At 72.5% G+C, this 17068-nt stretch carries 13 protein-coding genes and 1 tRNA gene; 8 read left to right on the top strand and 6 right to left on the bottom strand.

All coding sequences use genetic code 11. From position 1 onward, the window contains the following. Positions 1-4: 4 nt before the first annotated feature. Entirely contained in the window at positions 5-991 is a 987-nt protein-coding gene (locus GCN81_RS26300; RefSeq protein WP_156726978.1) for an SMI1/KNR4 family protein, read from the bottom strand. A gap of 268 nt (positions 992-1259) precedes the next feature. Here GCN81_RS26300 and GCN81_RS26295 point away from each other — a divergent pair, with 268 nt between their 5' ends. Both GCN81_RS26295 and GCN81_RS26290 read left to right on the top strand, forming a co-directional pair. Next, positions 1260-1817, top strand: coding sequence for a YwqJ-related putative deaminase (locus GCN81_RS26295; protein ID WP_156726977.1), 558 nt, complete (start codon positions 1260-1262; stop codon positions 1815-1817). Beyond that, positions 1817-2317: an SUKH-3 domain-containing protein gene (locus GCN81_RS26290; RefSeq protein WP_156726976.1), complete on the top strand. Its 501-nt coding sequence runs from the start codon at positions 1817-1819 to the stop codon at positions 2315-2317. Before GCN81_RS26295 ends, GCN81_RS26290 begins: the two co-directional genes overlap by 1 nt. A gap of 57 nt (positions 2318-2374) precedes the next feature. Here the strand turns inward: GCN81_RS26290 and GCN81_RS26285 are convergent, their stop codons facing one another. Next, positions 2375-3712, bottom strand: coding sequence for a sensor histidine kinase (locus GCN81_RS26285; protein WP_156726975.1), 1338 nt, complete (start codon positions 3710-3712; stop codon positions 2375-2377). Positions 3713-3916: 204 nt separating this feature from the next. Here GCN81_RS26285 and GCN81_RS26280 point away from each other — a divergent pair. Then, a tRNA-Gln gene (locus tag GCN81_RS26280) sits at positions 3917-3988 on the top strand. 68 nt (positions 3989-4056) lie between these two features. Here GCN81_RS26280 and GCN81_RS26275 read toward each other — a convergent pair. Next, complete coding sequence (locus GCN81_RS26275; protein ID WP_156726974.1) at positions 4057-5490, bottom strand: DUF2079 domain-containing protein; 1434 nt, start codon at positions 5488-5490, stop codon at positions 4057-4059. Between the two features lie 341 nt (positions 5491-5831). Here GCN81_RS26275 and mfd point away from each other — a divergent pair, with 341 nt between their 5' ends. Both mfd and GCN81_RS26265 read left to right on the top strand, forming a co-directional pair. Then, complete coding sequence (gene mfd / locus GCN81_RS26270; RefSeq protein ID WP_156726973.1) at positions 5832-9383, top strand: transcription-repair coupling factor; 3552 nt, start codon at positions 5832-5834, stop codon at positions 9381-9383. 74 nt (positions 9384-9457) lie between these two features. Beyond that, positions 9458-10336: an SCO6745 family protein gene (locus GCN81_RS26265; protein ID WP_156726972.1), complete on the top strand. Its 879-nt coding sequence runs from the start codon at positions 9458-9460 to the stop codon at positions 10334-10336. A gap of 76 nt (positions 10337-10412) precedes the next feature. On the opposite strand, the gene GCN81_RS26260 is transcribed toward GCN81_RS26265, so the two are convergent. From GCN81_RS26260 to GCN81_RS26250, 3 genes are all read right to left on the bottom strand, one after another. Continuing rightward, complete coding sequence (locus tag GCN81_RS26260; RefSeq protein ID WP_156726971.1) at positions 10413-10589, bottom strand: antitoxin; 177 nt, start codon at positions 10587-10589, stop codon at positions 10413-10415. A gap of 135 nt (positions 10590-10724) precedes the next feature. Further along, the gene (locus tag GCN81_RS26255; protein WP_156726970.1) at positions 10725-11489 is read right to left on the bottom strand and encodes a hypothetical protein; all 765 of its coding nucleotides are present in this window, start codon (positions 11487-11489) and stop codon (positions 10725-10727) included. Positions 11490-11597: 108 nt separating this feature from the next. Next, a complete protein-coding gene (locus GCN81_RS26250) occupies positions 11598-12386 on the bottom strand; it encodes a hypothetical protein (protein WP_231626976.1) in 789 nt (262 codons plus the stop codon). 174 nt (positions 12387-12560) lie between these two features. On the opposite strand from GCN81_RS26250, the gene GCN81_RS26245 reads away from it, so the two are divergent. The 3 genes from GCN81_RS26245 (at position 12561) to GCN81_RS26235 (ending at position 17038) form a co-directional block, all read left to right on the top strand. Beyond that, on the top strand, positions 12561-14633 hold the full coding sequence (locus tag GCN81_RS26245) for an N-6 DNA methylase (RefSeq protein WP_156726969.1): 2073 nt from the start codon (positions 12561-12563) through the stop codon (positions 14631-14633). 132 nt (positions 14634-14765) lie between these two features. Beyond that, complete coding sequence (locus GCN81_RS26240) at positions 14766-15488, top strand: hypothetical protein (protein WP_156726968.1); 723 nt, start codon at positions 14766-14768, stop codon at positions 15486-15488. 56 nt (positions 15489-15544) lie between these two features. Next, positions 15545-17038, top strand: coding sequence for a protein kinase domain-containing protein (locus tag GCN81_RS26235; protein WP_156727170.1), 1494 nt, complete (start codon positions 15545-15547; stop codon positions 17036-17038). The last annotated feature ends 30 nt before the right edge of the window (positions 17039-17068 follow it).

Here is a 17068-nt window from a genome sequence, read left to right as displayed (position 1 = left end):
GCGCTCACCCCTCAGCCGGTACGGGAACGGCGCGCGCGAAGCCGCCGTCCACCATCAGATTCGCCACGGTCTCCAGCTCCGGGGGGTTGCCCGCGAGCCGAGCCAGGAAGGCGTCGAAGTCATCTCCGCACGGCAGCAGCAGCCGCTCCACACGCTCGCCGACCGCCCAGCCGTCCTGGTCGCGCGCGTCGTCGTACGCGCAGAACCAGACCGAGCCGACCCGCTCGCCCCGCACCTTGACGGCCAGAATCCCGCCCTGGACGAATCCGACAGCCAGGTAGTCCTTGGTCAGGTGATCACGCAGACACTTGTTGACGTAGCCGAGGTCGCTGACCGAGGCCTCGCCGCGCACCGTGAAGAACGGCTGGTCGACCAGGAGCCCGAGCTCCGCGTCGAGCGCGGTGCCCACCGGCGCGCAGCCGCCCGCGGCTTTCAGGAACGTGCGGTACGCGCCCGGCAGGCGGTAGCCGAGGTCCTCCTCGATGCCGAGCAGCCGCTGCTCGCTCACCGCCAACGCGTCCGACTTCGGCAGTCCGAAGTGCGCGGGCCGCGGGTCCTGGAGCGGGCGGGTGCCGCGCTTGGCCTGGTCGACCGGGGCCGTCGCGAGGCCGCCGTGGTGCCGCAGCAGCGCCTTCACCTCGACCGGGACCAGGTCCAGGCGGCGGGTGCCGACGGCGTGGTGCCAGGTCCAGCCATGCGGCGTCGCCACCGCGGGGATGGACCTCCACAGCGCGTGCCCGTCGGCGGCCAGCGCGGCGTTCGCCGACACGTAGTCCGTGAGGCGCAGCTCGTCGATGCCGAAACCCTCCGGGGGCTCGGCGATCTCCGCCGAGGCGCCCGCGTACGGCGAGAAGTCCGGGTAGCCCTGGCTGTCCACGCGTACACCTCTGGGGTGGCGCGCGGCCCGGACCGGGTCCGGGAAGTGCACGACCTGCCCGGCGTAGGCCGCGTTCGGCGGCGCGGCTTGCTGCCCGAGCCGACCTGTCGTCATGGCGGTTGCCCCCTGCGGCACAGCTGATGGATACGGATGACGGATGGGCACAGCCTATGTGGTGACGGGGCACCGGTCACCGGGGCTCCGCTTCGGTGACCAGCGGTCCACCGCTGATCACCGGTCGGTGACGGTGAGACAAAGTCCACACCCCATACGCCGCGCCAGCTACCGCACCACGCGCCCCATTTGACAGTCTGTTTCCCGCACTCGGGGGAGTGCCGAAGCGGTTAACGCCGCAGGGCACGGGGAGGGACGTACGACGACCATGTACACCGCACACCATCCGCACACCGGGGACCCCCGGCTCAGCTGGAGCGCCAAGGCCACAGCCACGGCCGCAGCCACGGCCACCGCCACGGCGACCGGATTCGACGCACCGCCGCCGCCCGTACTGCACCAGCGCCGGGACGGCATCCTGCCCACCGTGGCCGCCGCGCTCTCCGTACGGGGGGACACCCTCACCGGCACGGCGGCCCGCTCGGACACCGCCCCCGCGCTGCACCCGCTCGTCCAGGACTTCCTGGACACGCTCACCACGGCGCAGCGGGAGCGCTTCACCGGCCGCTGCCCCGAGACGATCCTGATCTCCCGGCGGCTCACCGCGTACGAGACGGGCCGGTCCAAGCGCGCCCAGCGCAAACCGCTCGCCGTGGGCGAGGCCCGCAAGGCGCTCAAACACGCCAAGCTCACCGCGCGCCGCATCCGCGAGGACGGCGATCCGCTGCACGGCACCTTCGCCCCGCCCTGCCGCTCCTGTACGGCGCTCGCCGACCACTTCGGCGTACACATCGTCGACCCGACCGGAAACGGGAGCCAGAACTGATGGCCGCCGCCACCGACCGCACCTCCGCCACCCGCTTCCCCGTCCAGGTCGACGCCGCGCTGCGCGGGGCGGGCTGGCAGCCGGGCCGCTGGGACATCAAGCGGGCCGAGTACTGGGCCGACACCCTGCGCGAGTACGCGTCGCCGGTCGGGCACCGGCATGTGGTGTTTCCCGCCGCGGTGGAGGCCTGGGCCGAGTTCGGCGGGCTGCGCGTGACCCCGGTGGGGCCCGGGCGGCACCTCGCGCCCGCCACGCTGCACCTCGACCCGCTGTGCGGACTGCACATGGCCCGCACCCTGGGCGACCTGGGGCGGGCGCTCGGCACCGAGGTCTGCCCGCTGGGCGAGGAGCCGGACAGCGCGGCGCTGCTCGCCATCGACGAGCGGGGGCGGGTGTACAGCCTGGACCACAGCGGCGACTGGTACCTGGGCCCGAGCGTCGACGACGCCCTGGGCACGCTGCTCTCGGGCACCCTCCCGACCCGGCTGACCCCCGCCTGACGGCCCCGGCCGCCGCGCGTAACAGGGGGCCTACCGGGCCCACCGGGCCCACCGGGCCTACCGGCTCGTGGGAATGACCGCGGACACGCGGAAGCCACCCGCGTCCGTCGGGCCCGACACGAACACCCCGCCGAGCGCCGTGACGCGTTCCTTCATGCCCAGCAGGCCGTTGCCACCGCTCGGCAGGCGCACGGCGTGTGGGTCCGCCTCGGGCGCCGGGTCGTTCTCGACCTGCATGGCGACCTCGCCGCCCCGGTGAGCCAGCCGGACCTGGACCTTCGCGCCGGGGGCGTGCTTGTGCACGTTGGTCAGGCCCTCCTGGATCACCCGGTACGCGGTCTGCTCGACCTCCGGCGGATACGACTCCGGCTCGCCGTCGACCGACAACTCCAGGACCATCCCGGCCGCCCGGGACTGCCCCACCAGCTCCTCCAGCTCGGCCAGCCACGGCCCGTCGTCGTCCCGTACATCTGACGCGGCCTCGGCCGCCGCCGCGGCCGCGACCCCCACCGCCGCCAGCGGTACCGCCGCGGAGGCGGAAACGGAAGGGGAGGGGGTGGCGGTGGTCGTGCCGCCGTCCTGGTTCCGCAGGACGCCGAGCATCTCGCGCAGCTCGGTCAGCGCCTGGCGCCCCATGTCCCCGACCAGTGCCGCGTTCTTGACCGCCTTCTCCGGGTCTTTCCGCGCCACCGCCTGCAAGGCCGCCGCGTGCACCACCATCAGGCTCACCCGGTGGGCGACGACGTCGTGCATCTCGCGGGCGATGCGGGTCCGCTCTTCGCTACGGGCCCACCCGGCCCGTTCCTCGGCGCGCTCGGCGAGTAGCTGCAACTCCCGCTCCAGGCTGTCCGCGCGTTCCCTGAGGCTCTCCATCAGCCGCCGCCGCGCCCCCACGTACAGGCCGAACAGCACCGGCGGAGCCGTCACCCCGAGCGAGGCCGAGAGCGCGATGAACGGGACGAATCCCTCGCTGATATCCAGGGCTCCGGTGGTGACATCCTCCCGGATCTGGATGAACGTCACGATCGTCGACGCGGTCACCGACATACTCGCCAGCACCGCGATGATCCGGCGCGGCGCGTCGGAAGCGGCCAGGGTGTAGAGGCCGACCACGGTCAGCAGGAAGCCCATGCTGGCCGGTGCCACCGCGATCGCCACCAGGACGACGGCGACCGGCCACCGCCGCCGCAGCACCAGCGTGGCGCCGGTGCCCACTCCGATGATCACGCCGACCGCCACCGGCAGTCCGGCCTTGCCGGCGAAGGTGGCGCCCTCGACCGCGCACTCCGCGGCCGACGCCACCCCCAGCCCGATGTCCAGTGCGGCACCGCGCCGCCGTTCCCACCACCACGGCCCCCCGGCCGTTTCTTGGTGGTCTACCCCCGTTGTGGTCATGCCTTCCAGACTACGGGCGAGCGCATCCGGTTTTCCGATGGCTTCGCGGGGTGTCCGAGCGCGCGTTCGAGCCAACTTCGATGAGGTGACCGAGATCGTCCGTGAACCCCTACCCGTCGCATCGTGGGCAGTCGATACGGCATAGTGTGTGCAGCCCGGCCAACAGCCTGACGCGACGTCTGGCCTATGGCCTGGGTCGTTCCATCCCCCGTGGTGTAATTGGCAGCACTGTGGCTTTTGGTGCCATCTGTCCGGGTTCGAGTCCTGGCGGGGGAGCAACCAGCTCCACGCGCTCTCAGGTCTGTCCGCCCTGGACCGTCTTCCGCCTCAGTCGGTCTTCCGCCCTAGACGCGCCGCTTCAGCAGCACAAAGCCCCCGGCCGCCCCCGCCTCCGCGTAATCCGCGCGCGGATGCAGCCGCTCCGCGAACCCCTCCGGATCCTTGGCCCAGCCCGCCCGGTTGTCCAACGCGATGAAGTCCGGCGTGACGCCCTCGGCCCTGCCCACCCAGAACACCCGGCAGCGCGAGGTGAGACGGCTGATCGGGCCGATGTTCGCCTCGACCGTCGCACCGTCCGGAATCCGGTCGAGCAGCCGCTCCACGGCGACCACCCGCTCGCTCTTGCGGTACGTGTCGGCCTCCGTCAGCCGTGCCAGCGGCAGCGCCGTGCTCAGCGCCAGCGAGGCCGCGGCGACGGCGGCGGGCAGGTGGAGCGCGTACGACCGCAGCCTCGGGCGCGCGCTGCGGCGGGCGATGTCGATCGCGTCGGCGAGAGCCAGGATCAGGACCGGCATCAGGACCGCGCTGTAGTGCCAGTTGGTGTCCCAGTAGTGGCTCTCCGACGACGCGAACCGCCAGCCGAGGGTCGGCAGCGCGACCAGCAGCAGCGGGGAGCGCGGCGCCAGCAGCCCGGTGAGCGGCAGCAGCAGCCAGCCCAGCGTCCGCAGCTTGGTGCCGAGGCCGTCGAAGGGCCCGCCCCCGCCGCCGATCTTGTCCCAGTAGCCGTACGCCCCCGTCGTGTTGAAGGCCGGAATCAGGACCGTGAAGGTGAGCAGCGCGGCCACCGCCCCGAAGACCGCGACGCCGATCGCGTACGGGACGGCGCGCGGCGACGTCCGCCGCGCGCGCACCACGACCACCAGCGCGATCGCCGCCGTGGTCAGCCCCAGGTCCTCCTTGACCAGCACCAGCGGCAGCGCCCACCCCAGCGCGGCCCGCCACCGCTCGCGCAGGACCGCCTCCAGGGCGAAGGCGATCAGCGGGACCGCGAAGCAGATCTCGTGGAAGTCGAAGTCGACGGCACGCTGGAGCCCCCAGGACAGGCCGTACGCGACGCCGAGCGCGAGCCCGCGCCCCGGACCCAGCAGCCGGGTGGCGGCCCGGGTGACCGGGACGGCGGACAGCGCGAGCAGCGCGGCCTGGGCGATGAGCAGGGTGAGGGGCGAGGGGAAGAGCCGGTAGACGGGGGCGAGCAGCGCGGTGATGGGGCTGAAGTGATCGCCGAGTATGTGCGCGCCCGGGCCCTTGAGGTCGGCGATCGGGGCCTGGAGCCCCGCGTAGCCGCGTACGGCCTGCTCGAAGATGCCCAGATCCCAGGACATGGTCCGCAGCTGCCGGAAGCGGCTCACCGAGATCACGCTGTACGCCACGAACAGGCCTGTGGCCAGGAAGTACGGGGCGAGCTGCCGGGAGCGCGGAGGTCGTTGCGCTACCGGCCCGGGTATGTCGGGCGGTGCGGGGTCCGCGGCGCGGGCCGCCGTGAGCTGGGCGCTGGTCATGCGAGAAGACACTACTTGCGCCTAAGCCGGCGCCGCTTTCGCGGATGTGGCTGGTCGCCGTTGTGGTTGCTCCATTGATGGTCGCGGTTCGGGAGGGATGAGTCCGGGGAGGCCGCCGGGCGCAGACGGGCAGGGTGGCGCGCCGCTTTCGCGCACGTGGCCGGTCTTCCCGTGGCTGTCGGTGGGACGTCGTAGGCTGGGAGCCCCGGCCCGTTCGACGTGTCGGGCGGCTTGCGTTGCCACCCCGTACACCTCCGTACGCCTCGCAGGGCCAGTGCGCCCCCGTACTGCCCAGGCGTCGCGTACTCCCTGCTTCCTCTTCCTGGACGGAAATCGCCTTCATGAGCCTGCACGGTCTGCTCGACGCCGTTGTCAAGGACGCCGCACTCGCCGAAGCGGTGCAGGCCGCCCAGGACGGCAACCGCATGCATGTCGACCTGGTCGGCCCGCCCGCCGCCCGCCCGTTCGCCATCGCCGCGCTGGCCCGCGAGGCGGGGCGGCCGGTGCTCGCCGTGACGGCCACCGGGCGGGAGGCCGAGGACCTGGCGGCCGCGCTGCGCTCGCTGCTGCCGCCGGACACCGTCGTCGACTACCCCTCCTGGGAGACGCTGCCGCACGAGCGGCTGTCGCCGCGCTCGGACACGGTCGGCCGCCGCCTGGCCGTGCTGCGCCGACTGACGCATCCGAGCACCGACGACCCGGAGACCGGCCCGGTCTCGGTCGTCGTGGCCCCGATCCGCTCGGTGCTCCAGCCGCAGGTCAAGGGCCTCGGTGAGCTGGAGCCCGTCAGCCTCAAGCGGGGCGCTTCGGCGGACCTGGAGGAGGTCGTGCAGGCGCTCGCGGCCGCCGCGTACGCCCGCGTGGAGCTGGTCGAGAAGCGCGGCGAGTTCGCGGTGCGCGGCGGCATCCTGGACGTCTTCCCACCGACCGAGGAACACCCCCTGCGGATCGAGTTCTGGGGCGACGACGTCGAGGAGATCCGTTACTTCAAGGTCGCCGACCAGCGCTCCCTGGAGATCGCCGAGCACGGCCTGTGGGCACCGCCCTGCCGCGAGCTGCTGCTGACCGATGACGTACGGCAGCGGGCCGCGGCCCTCGCCGAGCAGCACCCGGAACTGGGCGAGCTGCTCGGCAAGATCGCCGAGGGAATCGCGGTCGAGGGCATGGAGTCACTGGCTCCGGTCCTCGTCGACGCGATGGAGCTGCTGCTCGACGTGCTGCCCAAGGGCAGCATGGCCGTGGTCTGCGACCCCGAGCGGGTGCGCACCAGGGCCGCCGACCTGGTGGCCACCAGCCAGGAGTTCCTGCAGGCCAGCTGGGCGGCGACCGCGGGTGGCGGCCAGGCGCCGATCGATGTGAACGCGGCCTCGCTGTGGGGCATCGCGGACGTCCGCGACCGGGCCCGTGAGCTGGGCATGATGTGGTGGTCGGTGTCGCCGTTCGCCGCCGACGGGGAGTTCGCCCAGTTCGGGGACTTCGCCGAGGCGGACACCCTCAAGCTGGGCATGCACGCCCCGGAGACGTACCGCGGCGACACCGCGCGCGCCCTGGCCGACACCAAGCAGTGGAACGCCGACGGCTGGCGGACCGTCTACGTCACCGAGGCGCACGGCCCGGCCGCCCGCACCGTCGAGGTCCTGGGCGGCGAAGGCATCGCCGCCCGGCTTGAGGGCGACCTCGCCGAGATCGCCCCGTCCGTCGTGCACGTCGCCTGCGGCTCCATCGAGTACGGCTTCGTCGACCCGGCCCTGCGGCTCGCCGTCCTCACCGAGACCGACCTGACCGGCCAGCGCGCGGCCGGCAAGGACGGCACCCGGATGCCCGCCAGGCGCCGTAAGACCATCGACCCGCTCACCCTGGAGCCCGGCGACTACATCGTCCACGAGCAGCACGGCGTCGGCCGCTACGTCGAGATGGTGCAGCGCACCGTGCAGGGCGCGACCCGCGAGTACCTGGTCGTCGAGTACGCCCCCGCCAAGCGCGGCCAGCCCGGGGACCGGCTCTACATCCCCACCGACCAGCTGGAGCAGATCACCAAGTACGTCGGCGGCGAGGCCCCGACCATGCACCGCCTCGGCGGCGCCGACTGGACCAAGACGAAGGCCCGCGCCAAGAAGGCGGTCAAGGAGATCGCCGCGGACCTCATCAAGCTGTACTCCGCGCGGATGGCGGCGCCAGGCCACACCTTCGGCCCGGACACCCCCTGGCAGCGCGAGCTGGAGGACGCCTTCCCGTACGTCGAGACCCCCGATCAGCTGACCACCATCGCCGAGGTCAAGGAGGACATGGAGAAGTCCGTCCCGATGGACCGGCTGATCTGCGGCGACGTCGGCTACGGCAAGACCGAGATCGCCGTACGGGCGGCCTTCAAGGCGGTGCAGGACGGCAAGCAGGTGGCGGTCCTGGTGCCCACCACGCTTCTGGTCCAGCAGCACTTCGGCACGTTCTCCGAGCGCTACTCGCAGTTCCCTGTGGCGGTACGGGCGCTGTCCCGCTTCCAGACGGAGACCGAGTCCAGGGCGACCCTCGACGGCCTGCGCGAGGGCGCCGTCGACATCGTCATCGGCACCCACCGCCTCTTCTCGTCCGAGACCAAGTTCAAGGACCTGGGCCTGGTCATCGTCGACGAGGAGCAGCGCTTCGGCGTGGAACACAAGGAGCAGCTGAAGAAGCTCCGCGCGAACGTCGACGTGCTGACGATGTCGGCCACCCCCATCCCCCGTACGCTCGAAATGGCGGTGACGGGCATCCGCGAGATGTCCACGATCACCACCCCGCCCGAGGAGCGGCACCCGGTGCTGACCTTCGTCGGCCCGTACGAGGAGAAGCAGATCGGCGCCGCGGTCCGCCGTGAACTGCTGCGCGAGGGCCAGGTCTTCTACATCCACAACCGCGTGGAGTCCATCGACCGCGCGGCCGCCCGGCTGCGCGAGATCATCCCCGAGGCGCGGATCGCGACCGCCCACGGCCAGATGTCCGAGACGGCCCTGGAGCAGGTCGTCGTCGACTTCTGGGAGAAGAAGTTCGACGTCCTGGTCTCCACGACCATCGTCGAGTCGGGCATCGACATCTCCAACGCCAACACCCTGATCGTCGAGCGCGGCGACAACTTCGGCCTCTCCCAGCTGCACCAGCTGCGCGGCCGGGTCGGCCGTGGCCGCGAGCGCGGCTACGCCTACTTCCTCTACCCCCCGGAGAAGCCGCTCACCGAGACCGCCCACGAGCGGCTCGCCACCATCGCCCAGCACACGGAGATGGGCGCGGGCATGTACGTGGCGATGAAGGACCTGGAGATCCGTGGCGCGGGCAACCTGCTCGGCGGCGAGCAGTCGGGCCACATCGCGGGCGTCGGCTTCGACCTGTACGTACGGATGGTCGGCGAGGCGGTGGCGGACTACCGCGCCTCGCTGGAGGGCGGTGTGGAGGAGGAACCGCCGCTGGAGGTCAAGATCGAGCTGCCGGTCGACGCCCATGTCCCGCACGACTACGCCCCCGGCGAGCGGCTGCGGCTGGCGGCCTACCGCTCCATCGCCTCGGCCAGCACCGAGGAGGACATCAAGGCGGTACGCGAGGAACTCGCCGACCGCTACGGCAAGTTGCCCGAGCCGGTGGAGAACCTGCTCCTGGTGGCGGGCCTGCGGATGCTCGCGCGGGCGTGCGGGGTCGGCGAGATCGTCCTGCAGGGCAACAACATCCGCTTCGCCCCGGTGGAGCTCCGCGAGTCCCAGGAACTCCGCCTGAAGCGCCTGCACCCGGGCACGGTCATCAAGCCCGCCAACAGCCAGCTGCTCGTACCGCGCCCGAAGACGGCGAAGGTCGGCGGCAAGCCGCTGGTCGGGCGCGAACTATTGTCCTGGACAGGTGAGTTCCTGGCGACGATCGTAGGGTCGTAGTCCGGCCGTAGGTCGGTCGCAGCCCGGTCTTGGCCGGATCGTCAGCGGCGTCTTGCCGCCAGGGGAGGGGACCCATGTCCGACGAAATTGATCTCGGCCGCGTGCGGCAGCTGTGGCACCTGCTGGAGCCGCTGCACGCGGTGTTCTACTACGCGCCGGAGGTCTCCGAGGAAGCCGCCGCGCTCGGGTACAAGACCGATGAACGGTGGCCGAGTTACTTCGCCTGGCGGGCGGCGCCGCTGGGCGCGGCGAGCGCGGAGCTGGTGACCGCGACGTTCTACGGCTTCAGCCCGCGCGTGGTGCGCAGGCACGTGCCCGCCGCCTGGGAGGTCGCGGCGCCGGAGGCCGTCCTCGCGGCCCGGCTGCGGGCGGTCGACCGGATGTACCGGGCGATCCTGGGCGAGCGGGTCGAGGGCGCGGAACTCGCCGAGGCCGCGGCGCTGGCCCGGCGTGCGGCCGAGACCGCCGCCGCGGGCGCCGCGGGCCGCCCACTCGCCGCCGCCAACGCGGCGCTGCCCTGGCCGGACGCCCCGCACCTGGCGCTCTGGCAGGCCACGACGATCCTGCGCGAGCACCGCGGCGACGGCCATCTGGCCGCGTTGCTGACCGCCGGGCTCGACCCCGTCGAGTCGCTGGTCTCCTTCGCGGGGATCGGCGCGGCCCCGGTCGAGGTCTTCGAGAGCCGCGGCTGGAGCACGGGGGAGTGGGAAGCGGCCCGCGAACGGCTCGCCGCGCGCGGCCTGGTGGATGAGGCGGGCGCGGCCACCGAAGCGGGCCGCGAGCTGCGCGCCGAGGTAGAGCGCCGTACGGACGAACTGGCCGCCGCGCCCTGGCGGGAACTCGGGCCCGACCGGCTGGCCCGGCTCTCGGACCTGCTCGGGGACCCGTGGGTCGCCATGCTGGGTTCGGGGCTGCTGCCCGCGCAGAACACCTTGGGTATCGGCAAGGTGTAGAGCAGAAGGCGGGGAGTGGGGAGCGGGCGCGGGGCCCGCCCTCCACTCCTGGCCCGCCGTCGCGGGCTACCGCTCCTTACTTGTCCTGCTGGTCCCGGCGGATCTTGCCCATCGCGTCCTTCGCCGCTTCCTGAGCCTTGTCGACCTTGTCCGTGAACTTCCCGCCGGTCTTCTCATCCACCTTGTCGCCAGCGCGGTCGATGGTGTCTTCGCTCATGTGGAGCTTGCTCTTGATCTTGTCGAAGACGCCCATTCCTGGGCTCCTTTCCGAGATGACGGGGCGGATCATTCACCACAATCAGCCCGTATCGTCTTCGACGATACGCCGAGCGGAGGCAGTCCGCCCGTGACCACGGGCGGACTGCCTCCGCTCGGCGTCTCCGGGCCGTCAGCTCTCCGCCCCGTCAGCCCCGTCCGTCCCCTCCAGCTCGTCCAGGTCGACGATGTCCTTGTCGGCGGGGGCCTTCGCGTTGACCGGCTTCTCGTAGTCCGAGAAGTTCAGCGTTCCGGGCTCGTCGCCGCCCTTGCTGGTGACCTTCAGGAGGTACGGCTTGCCCTTGGTCGCTACGAGGAGCTCGTAGCGGTCCTTGCCGTCCTGTTCGGTGAGGGTGATCGCTTCCTGGCCGTCGACGGTGGTCGTCTTGCCCTTCCGCGCAGGGGACTTGACGTCCTTGAACTCCCCGAGAAGCTCGTCCAGGTCGCAGAGGCCCGTCATGTCCTTGGCGTCTTCACCGGACGCGTCCATCTTCAGCCAGCGGTTGCCGATCATGTTCACCGTGGCGTCGGTCTCCTCCTTCGGATCATCCTTGCCCTGGGCGCGCAGGAACTTCTCGTCGAACTTCATATAGAGGGTGTCGCCGGTCTTGGTCAGCTCGGCGGTGCCCTCCCCGGCGACGGACAGCGAACCCGTGCACTCGCCCTTGGTGTCGACGGCCAGGTCCAGCGTGAGGGCGCCCATCTCGGGGTCCGTCACGTCGCCTTTGACGGTGAGGGAGGAGGCGCCGGTGGTGGCCTTGATGGCCTTGTCCACGATCTCGGGGCCCGAGTCGTCGGCGAACGGCGCCTTCGGCTTGGCTTCCGATGAGCCGCAGGCCGTGAGACCGATGGCCGCGGCGAGGCAGAGGACGGTGGTGGTGAGGGCGGGGTGGCGCATGGAGATGTCCCAGGGGTGAGCGGGCGCGAAGCCGGGTGAGGGTGGGGTGAGAGTGAGGGGGTAGGAGTGGGGATGGGGGTGGTGCGGAGCGGCCTTGGCCAGGTCGGTTCAGCCGGTCTTCTTCCAGTCCGAGCAGCCCGTCGTCTTGAAGTAGGCGTCCTGCGGGCTGATCGTCACGATCGCGCTGCCGGTGACGTTGTCGTTCGCGACGATTGACTCGATCCGGCTCTCGGCGTCCTTGGTGCGCTCCCAGTAGCACATGTCGTCCGTGTTGTCCGAGGACTTGTACGTGCCGGGGGCGATGTCGACGCCGACCTTGAACATGCCGCCGTCGCCCTTGACGTCTCCACCGGCCGGGGAGCCCTTGGCCTTCTCGTCGACGGTCTCCCAGCTCTTGCACTCGGTCGACTTGAAGATCTTGTCGCTCTCCTTGACCGTCACATAGGCGGTCCCGGTGACGTTGTCGTTGGCGATGATCGACTCCATCTCGCCCGTGGAGTCCTTGGCGCGCTCCCAGTAGCACATGCCGTCGCTGTTGCCGGTGGAGCGGTAGGTGCCGGGCTTGATGTCCGAGCCGACCTCGTAGGTGCCGCTGCCGCCGAGCCCGGACTCCTTCTTCTCCTTCTTCTCGCCCTTCGCGTCGCCGTCCTTCTTGGTGTCGCCGTCCTTGACGCTCGACGAGGCCTGGTCCTCCTTGTCGCCGCCGTCGTCGCCGCCGCCGTTCACAGCCGTGGCGATCACGACCACGGCCGCGATGGCTCCGATGCCCGTGAGCACCTTGTGCCGGGCGAACCAGCTCCGCTGCTTGGGCGGCTGCGGCTGGGCGTGCTGCGGGCCGCCGTAAGGCGCTCCGTACGGGTTCTGCGGGTTCTGCGGGTGCTGAGGCTGCTGCGACATGAGGGCACCTTTCCGGGCGCTGAACGAAGTCCGTGAACCGATGGGTCAATAAGAGCAGAGGCTGTGAACCGAGTCAACACCATTCACAAGGTGGTGCGGATTCACGAGTGTGAGCGGCCCGGGCGGTATGCTCCGTGTCACCGCAGGCGCACACCAGGAGAAGGAGTCAGCCGGGTGCCGGACAACGACGCGACAGAGGTGACCGCCGCCGGAATCGCCCGGCTGGCCGGAGTCGGACGTGCGGCGGTCAGCAACTGGCGCCGCCGCCACCCCGACTTCCCCCAGCCGGTCGGCGGCACCGAGACCAGCCCGTCCTTCGCGCTCACCAAGGTCGAGGCCTGGCTGCGTGAGCAGGGCAAACTGGCCGAGGTGCCGCTGCGTGAGCGGGTCTGGCAACAGCTCGCCGGGCACCCGGCCGGGCCCAGCACCGCCCTGCGGCATGTGGGCTGCGCCCTGCTGCTCGTCCACACCAGGCCCGCCGACTGGCGCGAGCTGAGCGCCCTGCCGGACGAGCGGGCGGCCGAGCTGCTGCCGGGCCCGCTGGACGCCGTACTCACCCAGCGGCTCGGGCCCGCCGACGAGCGGGCCGTACGCGTCCCGGGCCCCGCCGAACTGGCGCCCTCGCTGCCGCTGCTGCGCGCCACCGCCGACCTCGCCAGGGACCTGGGGCTCGGATCAGAGACCGAAGGCCCCCAGCGGGCGTACGAGTTCCTGGTCGGTCGGCACCTCGACGCCAACCCCCGCCAGTACCCGCTCACCCCGACCGGACCCGCCGAGCTGATGGCCGCGCTCGCCGGACCCGCGGACACCGCCCTGGACCCGGCCTGCGGCACCGGTGCCCTGCTGTCCGCCGTCACCCCCCGCCCCGGCCAGCGGCTGTACGGCCAGGACAGCGCCCCCGAACTGGCCGCCCTCACCGCCCTGCGCCTCGCCCTGCGCACCGACGCCGCCGTACGCACCGCCGCGGCCGACACCCTGCGCGCCGACGCCCTGGAGTCCGTCATCGCGGACGTCGTCCTGTGTCACCCGCCGTTCAACGAACGCAACTGGGGCCACGACGAGCTCGCGTACGACCCGCGCTGGGAGTACGGCTTCCCGGCCCGCACCGAGTCCGAACTCGCCTGGGTCCAGCACGCCCTGGCCCGGCTGCGCGAGGGCGGCACCGCCGTCCTGCTGATGCCGCCCGCCGCCGCGTCCCGTCGCTCAGGCCGCCGTATCCGCGCCGACCTGCTGCGCCGCGGTGCGCTGCGCGCCGTCATCGCGCTGCCCGCGGGCGCCGCGCCGCCGCACAGCATCCCGCTCCACCTGTGGGTACTGCGCGGGCCGGACGGCGCCGCCGCGACCACGCCCGAGGTGCTGCTGGTCGAGACCTCGGCCCTCGTCCAGGACGCCCGTGACTCCCGCGACAAGCTCCCCTGGCAGACCGTGCGCGACGCCGCGCTCGCCGCCTGGACGGCCTTCGACCGTCAGGGCACGGCCGCCGAGACCCCCGGGCTCAGCCGCGCCGTCCCCGTCATCGAACTCCTCGACGACGACGTGGACCTGACCCCCGCCCGCCATCTGCCGCCACCCGCCGCGGGCGGCGGCGCCGAGACGCTGGCGGCCCTGCGCGGCGACCTCGCCACCACCCTGCGCCGTACCGTCGAACTCACCCCCGCCGCCGCCGATCCCGCGCAGCCCGTGCGCTGGCCCACCACCACCGTCGGCGAGCTCGCGCGCGGCGGCGCTCTGACGCTGCGGATGGGCTCGGCGGGCGGCCACGCGCGCGTGCCTGTCCTCACCGACCATGACGTCCTGGCCGGAACGGCACCCTCCGGGACGCTCACCGAAGGGGACACCGGCGACGAGCCGGTACTGGTCGAAGAGGGCGACATCATCGTCCCGGTGCTGGGCGGTGGCACCGTCGCGCGCGTGGCCGACGCCGCCACCGCCGGGGCCGCGCTCGGCCGCAACCTCTGCCTGCTGCGCCCCGACCCGGCCGCACTGGACCCGTGGTTCCTGGCCGGGTTCCTGCGCGGGACCGCCAACAACCGCCAGGCCAGCAGCTATGCCTCCACCGCGACCCGGCTCGACGTACGCCGCCTCCAGCTGCCCCGTATCCCGCTGGAGCGACAGCGGGCGTACGGCGAGCGGTTCCGTACGCTGGCCGCCTTCGAGGAGGCGCTGCGCCTGGCCGGGCGGCTTGGCGAGCGGCTCATCCAGGGGACGTACGACGGGCTGACGGACGGGACGATCGACCCCGGGTGACGGCAAGAGCCTGCCGGATAGGCCCAACGGGGGTCCGGTTGTCCGCGTGGCTGTATACGCTCATCCCTGCACGCTCGCGTTCCACCGTCCGACGTCAGGTCCCCGCGTCCCGTTTCCACCAGGAGCAGCCCCATGCCCGGCCACGGCTCTGCGTCGCCGCAGCCTTCGCGCCCCTCGTCCGCGCTGCTCGTCGTGCTCCGCGTGATCTTCGTGACGCTCGCGCTCGGCTCCCTCGGGTTCCTGTCCTGGGCCGCGATGCTGCGGCTCGCGATCGTGACGCGGACGCGTCGGGACTGGGCGGCGTTCTGGGGCACGGTGGTGGCCCTCGTGGTCAGCATCGTCCTGCTCGCGATGGACCCCACCGATGACCTGAGTACCGCGCAGGGCACCGCGGGCGTACTCGGGCTGCTGCTCACCGCCGTCGCCGTGACCGCGTACTACCTGACGATGGACATCCGCCACCACCAGCCGCCGCGGCCGACCCACCACGGCTACCCGCCGCCGCACGCGGCGCCGGGACCGTACGCGCATCCGCAGCCGCACACGGCCACCACCCAGCTGACTCCGGGAGCGGCCGGGTACGGCTACCCGCCCCGGCCCCACGCCCCGGCCCAGCCCCAGCCCCACGCCCCGTCCCAGCCTCAGTACGGCGCTCCCGTGCCGCCCCGGCAGCAGGACACCCCGGCCCCCGCTCCTGCCCCCGCCCCGGCCCAGAACCCGACCCAGGCCCCGACCCCGGCGCCCTTCCAGCCCCCGCGCCCCGCCCCCGCCCGTATCGACCAGGTGCGCGCCGAGCTCGACGAGCTCAGCGATCTCCTCCGGCACCAGGACCGCCCGGAGGGTGACGGCCGGTGAGCGGACGCGTCATCGCCGACCGCTACGAACTGTCCACGCTGATCGGCCAGGGCGGCATGGGCCAGGTCTGGACGGCGTACGACCAGCGCCTGGACCGCCGCGTCGCCGTCAAGCTGCTGCGCCCCGACAAGGTCGCGGGCCCGGAAGGCGACGGCTCGGCGGAGCTGCGCCGCCGCTTCGTCCGCGAGTGCCGGGTCACCGCACAGGTCGACCACCCGGGCCTGGTCACCGTGCACGACGCGGGCAGCGAGGGTGACGACCTCTTCCTCGTCATGCAGCACGTCGAAGGGTCCGACCTCGCCGACCACATCGCCGAACACGACCCCTACCCGTGGCCCTGGGCCGTCGCCGTAGCCGCCCAACTGTGCGCCGTGCTCTGCGCCGTACACGCCGTCCCGATCGTGCACCGCGACCTCAAACCGCGGAACATCATGGTGAAGCCCGACGGCACCCTCACCGTCCTCGACCTCGGCGTCGCCTCCGTCATGGACAGCGACACCACCCGCCTCACCCACACCGGCTCGCCCATCGGCAGCCCCGCCTACATGGCCCCCGAGCAGGCCATGGGCGGCGCCGTCGGCCCGTACACCGACCTGTACGCACTCGGCGTGCTGCTGCACGAACTCCTCAGCGGCACCGTCCCGTTCAACGGCACCACGGTCCTCGGCGTCCTGCACCGCCACCTCTACGAGGCACCGCTGCCCGTACGCCAACTGCGCCCTGAGGTACCCGAAGCGCTGGAGACGCTGGTGCTGCGGCTGCTCGCCAAGGACCCGCAGCACCGCCCGGCCTCCGCGCAGGAGGTGTACGAGGCGCTGGCCCCGCTGCTGCCCGCACGCGGCGTCCCCGGCGGCCCGCTCGACCCCACCCGCCCCTTCCTGCGCCCGCACGCCCCCTGGCCGGACCGCGCGGCCCGCTCAGCGGGCGCCTCGGCCTCGGCCTCCGCCGTGCCACGCCAGCCACGGCACGACCCAGGGCCGCCCCAGCAGACCGACGTCGCCGGGGCCGTGGACGACGTCAAGCGGCTGCTCGGCGAGGGCCGGATCACCCAGGCCGTGGACCTCCTGGGCGCGATCCTCCCGGCCGCCGCCGCCCAGCACGGCGAGCACTCACCGGTCGTGCGCAGCCTGCGCAAGCAGTACGCCGCCACGCTGATGGACGACGGCCAGTACCGCCGCGCGCTGCCCGAGCTGCGCCGCCTCGCCGACGAGCGCGCCGCCGCGTCCGGGATGGCCGACCCGGCCTCGCTGCAGTTCAGGTACGAGGCCGCGCAGTGCCTGGAGCAGCTGGGCGAACCAGCCGCCGCACTCGCCGAGTACCGCGCCCTGCTGCCGTTCTTCGAGAACCAGTACGTGAGCGGGGACGCCGACCTCTGCCTGGAACTGCGCCGCCGCATCGGCCACCTGCTGCTGGCACTCGGCGACCACGCCGCCGCGCACGACATGCTGGCCCGGCTGCTGCACGACGCGGAGCGCCGACACGGCATCGGGCACCCGTTCCCGGCCGAGGTCCGGCGCACGGTGCAGTGGCTCGGGCAGGTGCGCGGCTGACGCGTACCCGCATCTGTCCCCGAATCGTTG

This window comes from Streptomyces apocyni, from assembly GCF_009739465.1.
Classification (GTDB): domain Bacteria; phylum Actinomycetota; class Actinomycetes; order Streptomycetales; family Streptomycetaceae; genus Streptomyces; species Streptomyces apocyni.
Note: the sequence above shows the minus strand (reverse complement) of the source record. Positions and strands in the feature narration are given on the sequence as shown.